The 5,573-nt window shown below is 65.6% G+C and carries 2 protein-coding genes; one reads left to right on the plus strand and one right to left on the minus strand.

The annotated features are described in order from the left end of the window. The first annotated feature begins 265 nt into the window (after positions 1-265). Entirely contained in the window at positions 266-1,651 is a 1,386-nt protein-coding gene (locus AB0B90_RS38565; RefSeq protein WP_362926855.1) for a hypothetical protein, read from the plus strand. A gap of 2 nt (positions 1,652-1,653) precedes the next feature. Here AB0B90_RS38565 and AB0B90_RS38570 read toward each other — a convergent pair whose 3' ends face one another. Beyond that, complete coding sequence (locus tag AB0B90_RS38570; protein WP_362926857.1) at positions 1,654-5,343, minus strand: DUF4082 domain-containing protein; 3,690 nt, start codon at positions 5,341-5,343, stop codon at positions 1,654-1,656. Between the last annotated feature and the right edge of the window lie 230 nt (positions 5,344-5,573).

Consider the following 5,573-nt stretch of genomic DNA (forward strand, 5'->3'; position numbering starts at 1 on the left):
GGAAGGCCGACCCGACCACCCGGATTATCCGGCCCTCAGCCGCACCGGACGATGAAACGAGCAGGCAGGCGGCTGTTCCGGAGCCCGTATTTCTTTGCGGGAATTTAGGCGGCCCGACGATGGCATATCCGGCGGTAACGGCACGCCCGGCACTAAAGTCGGCGGGCAATGCCCACTCCCCCACTCCGCCCTCGCGCCGGAGAACCGACTCGCCTTCGGCACACGAAATCTCGATCCGGCCATGACATCGTACGGGTGATTCTCTGTGGAGTACATAATCGTCGCGGCCGCCGTGGTGGGGCTGGTGTTCGTCGTCCAGACGGCTCTCGGCGCGCAGGTGGCTCGGCGCGCCCTGTGGGTGCTGATGCTGGCCTTCGTGGTACGACTGCTCGTTCACGTCCTCGTGATGCGGTCCAACTCGATCGCGTACGGCGGGGACAACTTCGTCTACGAGGGCAGGGCACTGGAGGTCGTGGCGTACTGGAAGCGCGAGGGCTTCATGTTCGTCACCTCCGATCAGATCGACAGCCTCTACTCCGTGGCGGTGCCGTGCAACATCTTCGCCGCGATCATGTATCTGTGCGGCGGCCCTGCCCCCCTGGCCTGCACCGCCTTCGTGGCGCTCATCGCCTGCGGGCTGTGCGCCGTCATGTACAGGTTCGCGCGGCTCATCGGCGCCGACGAGCGCGCGGCGTTCAGGCTGATGACCCTGATGGCATTCATGCCGGCATTCATGCTGCACACGTCCGACACGTTCAAGGACGGATTCAACGCGTTTCTCGTCATATCCTGTCTCGGCCTCGCCGCTTCGAACGTCCAGCGTTTCGACATGCGCAAACTCCTTCTTCTCGGGCCGCTGCTGTGGACGCTCTGGAACGTGCGCCCCTACATGGTTTTCATGTGCGCGATACCGCTGATTCTCGGCCTGGCGGGCCTCAGGCGCGCTTTCCCGTTGTGCGTGCTGGCCATCCTGGCCACACTCGTGGTACCCATCCTGATATTTCCGGATATGGCGGAGAGCACACCGGTTGGCATGATGCAGGAGCAGCTGGAGCACGGACAGTCGGAGGTCGTCCTTCAGGCCAACGCCGCGGGAGGTTCGGGAATCGTCTTCGACGACGGCGGCAATCCGTGGAGCGCGTTCCTGCCGAAGCTGGTGTACACGCTTCTCTCGCCGTTCCCCTGGATGGACGGCAGTCTGGTGCTACAGCTGGCGAAGGTCGAGACGGTGCTGTGGTACTACCTGCTGTGGTGCGCAGTCGTCGGGGTCCGGCGAATGTGGGGTGAGAACCGCAGGATGCTCCTCATCCTCCTGCTCTTCGCCGTACCGTGCACGATCATGTACACGACCACCATGTCCAACATCGGTCTCATCTTCCGGCAGCGGATACCGATCGTCATGGTCGTGAGCCTGCTGTCCGCGGTCGCCTGGACCAGGGTCCCCCAGGAGCGGCGGCAGCTCGTCTCCGGCGCGGGAACGAGGCCGGACACCGCCGGTTCGACGATGTCCGGCCACCCGTCCGGCCACCCGTCCGGCCACCCGTCCGGCCACCCGTCCGGCCACCCGTCCGGCCACCCGTCCGGCCACCCGTCCGGCCACCCGTCCGGCACGGCGCGGAGGGCGCCGGCCGGGATCTCGCGAGTGCCGTGAGGCTAGTCGACGGCGAACACCACGTCGACCCAGTAGTTGGTGGTCTGGTAGGTGCTGGTCGGGAAGGGATTCGCCGCACCGTAGGTGTAGACACCGTTGCCTCCCACCGCGCCGCTGGCCGGCGCGATGAGCGGTTCGCTCGTGTACTGCACGTTGAAATACGGCCGTGTCTGCGAATAATAACCAGACAAAGTGTTGTAAGAGACCACATAATTTGTGTTCTCCGTCACCGGGACGGGCGTGTCGAAGTTCACCTGCTGCCATCCGCTCGCCGTCTCATTGGTGAAGGTCGCGCTGGCGAGCAGCTTCCCGTCACTCGTCCACAGACTCCCGACATGCGTCCCGGTGTTCTGGACGCCCTTGTAGAAACGGACGCCCCTGATACTGCCACTCGTCATAGCCTGGAACTTGACGCCGACGGTGACGGGCTGATTGTCGGGATGGGAGGTGACCGCAGGCGTCGCCGTCTTCTCCCAGAGGCTCGTGAACGGCACGAACAGCACGTCGACCCAGTAGTTGCTCGCCTGGTAGGTGCTGGTCGGGAAGGTGCTCGTCGCGCCGTAGGTGTAAACGCCGTTGCCCCCCTCGTCGCCATTGCCCAGCGCGACGAGCGGACCGTTCATGTACGGCGCGGTGAAGTACGAGGATGTCAGCGAGTAGAACCCCGAACTCGTGAAGTACGAGGCGACGTACGTCGTGTGGGCGGTCACCGCGACCGGCGTGTCGAAGCGCACCTGTTGCCACCCGCTCGCCGTCTCGTTGGTGAAGGTCGCATTGGCGAGCAACTGCCCGTCACTCGTCCACAGACTCCCGACATGCGTCCCGGTGTTCTTCGCGCCCTTGTAGAAACGGATGCCCTCGATGTTGCCGTCGGTCAGCGCCTGGAACTTGACGCCGACCGTCACGGCGTTGGGATCGTTCTGTGAGGGGACCTGCGGAACCGTCTGATCGTCCCACAGGCTTCTGACCGGGACGAACAGCACGTCGACCCAGTAGTTGCTGGCCCGGTAGGTGCCGGTCGGGAAGGTGCTCGTCGCACTGTAGGCGTAGACCCCGTTACCGATCTGCACGCTGCTGGCCGGCACCACGAACGGGCCGTTCGTGTACTGCGCGGTGAAGTAGGGAACCGTTGTCGAGTAGTTCCCGGATGTCGTGTGGTACGAGGCGACATACGTCGTGCCGGCGGTCACCGCGACCGGCGTGTCGAAGTCCACCTGTTGCCACCCGCTCCCCGTCTCGCCGGTGAACGTGGCTCTCGCCAGGAGTTGCCCGCTCGCGCTCCAGAGGTTCCCGGTGTGCGTTCCGGTGTTGAGCACGCCCTTGTAGAACCTGACGCCCCTGATGGTGCCCGCGGTCGTGGTCTGGAACTGCACCCCGAGCTCGACCGGCACGGGGTCGTCGGCCGAGTCGACGGCGGGCACGGCACTGGCTGGCCAGATGGTGCAGGCGTCGCACGACGTGTAGACGGTGACGGTGGTCGTGGTCGGTATCACCTGGAGGTTGCCGATGTCGTCGACCGCCCGGACCGCGATCGTCACCGTTCCGGTGGTCTGGGGTGTCCAGCGGTACTGCCAGTTCTCCCGGCCCGTCGCCGGGAACCACCGGTTACCGCCGTCGGTCGAGACCTCGATCCCGGCCACGACACCGCCCCCGGTGTCGGTCGCCGTTCCCTTGATCACGACGGTCGTCAGCTCGGGCAGGGCGGCTCCGCTCGACGGGCTCGTGATCGTCGACGTGGGAGGGCTGGTGTCCGTCGACGCGGTGGCCGGTACCAGCCCCGGCTGGAGGCTGGCGGGCTGGGAGTGCATGTCGGCGAGGAGGTTGACCGTCGCCTGCTGCATCCGGATGTCGGTGGGGGTGCCCGCTCGATCGTGGTTCGCGTCCAGCCCCCACGACCACTGGATGGTCCCCGCGCCGAAGACGAGCGCACCGCTGGAGGCCCGGTAGAGCGTCAGGTTGTGGTTCGCGGTGCCGAGACCGTACGTACTGCCGTAGTCGAGCAGGTATTTGGAGGTGAGGTTCATGATCGTGCTTGAATACCTGGCCACGCCCGGCGGTTCGGACCCGTTGCTGGGCGACACATCCCATTCGTAGCCGAGCGTCCCTGTGGGGAAGACGGCCGTCTGCCCGGGAGAGAGGTTCGCCACGGAGGTGTTGCGCCAGATTCGCATCTTGCTGAAGTCGGCCGACACGGTTATCGCGTCGTTGGAGACGCCGTTGACCCTGAACCACGTCCCGTTCAGCGCGTTCTCCGGCTTGCCGCCGTTCGAGGGCGGGGAGAAGCGTGGATCACGCCACGATCCGGTCCACTGTGGGCTCGGGTCGATCTTGGCGTTCGCCAGCGTCTCCTTGTAGCAGACGAAGGTCCTGAAGGGGGTCCCGTCGCTCAGGGCCTGCTCCCAGCGGCCCTTCCAGAAACCTTCGTTCCCGGAGAAGAAGGTTATGTTGACGCCGTTGTCGCGGGCGTTCGTGACGTTGTCCCGCATGTCGTTGGACCAGTACTCGTCATGGCCGACGGAGAGAAAGACCTTGTGGTTGAGAATCTGCTGGCCGCGCATCGCGGTGTCGATACTGCTGGTGTAGCTGACGTCGTAGCCGTTGGCCTCGATCCATCTGATCATGGGGTATTCGGCGTTGAAGAACCAGCTCTCCACCGAACCGGAGCAGCAGCTCCCGACGCGCGTGATGAACGGCCGGTTGTAACTGACCTTGAAGGCCCGCCCCGCCGCGACGCTCGCCGAGTAGAGACTGCTGCCGCCGTACTTGTTGTACGCCTGCCAGGTGCTGTCGGAGGTCTGCAGCAGCAGGTCCGACCCGCGTTCGTCGTCCCGGATCACGAATATCATCTGACTGGCACCGGGTGTCGCGTCATCGCGGATCAGGTTCGCGATGTAGACCCCCGAGACGGCGGTGGCCGGCACGGCCCACGAGGCCGAGACCGCCCAGTTCCCGCAGTCGACCAGTGCGGTCGCCTGATCCGTGAGGCAGGGCGGCTGCGCCTGGGGCAGTGGGACCGAGGGAGTGAGCGTTGTGATCTTTCGTGCGCCCATGCCGCCGTAGTAGCCGATGCGGTAGACGTCCACGTGGTAGGCGGTCGCCGGAGTGTTCACCTTGAACTGGACGGTCTCCCCTTTGTCGACGCTCATCTGGGTCGCGTATCCCTGGATGCTGGGGCTGCCCGCTCCGGGTATGTCCCATTCGCTCGGCGGGTTTCCCGGCAGGCTGTTCTCCAGGCAGATGACGGAGGTCGGCGGGCAGGCCGCGCGGCGAGCCCGGCTGCGAGGTCTCGCGTCCGCGGCCTTCTTCTCCGGCGTCTCCGCGCCTTTCCCGGGAAGCCCGCGCAGACCGACCTCGGCGAGCCTCCGTTCCAGCGAACGGGCCCGGCCGCCTTCCGGCGGCGCCGCCTTGACCTCCACGGCCTGGCGTCCGTCGGCCGGCGCCCGCCCCGCTCCCGCGGCGGTGCCTGGAGCGGGCCGCCCGGGTGGGTGTCCGGTCGCCGGGCCAGGGGCGGCATCCGGTTCGAGCGGTACGACATTTCCCACGGTCGCCCACTTCCGCGGGGTGACGGTGCCTGGCTCAGGTGCCCAGCTCGCACCCAGCAGACCGATCAGGGTGAGAAGACCGATCCCGAAGGTGAACGGCGACCGCCGCCCGAACCCGACCTTCCCCGCATTGTCCGTACCGCCTGCCATGTGCGACCTCCCGCAAGCACCCCCTTGGCCGACTTTCCGCCCCGGCCAGGGTCATAAGTAGAAAGAAAGGCAATCACATCCAACCCTCGACAAGAATCAACCTCAAATAACGGCGATTTACCTACAACGCAGAAGAACGATCTAATATGGCACCAAAAGATCACCTAAACCGCAAATCAATCCCAACGTGGTCGTGGTGTGGAGTAATCGGGTCGGCTGCCTTCGCGTCA

The organism is Streptosporangium sp. NPDC049078 (genome assembly GCF_040648855.1).
GTDB lineage: Bacteria > Actinomycetota > Actinomycetes > Streptosporangiales > Streptosporangiaceae > Streptosporangium.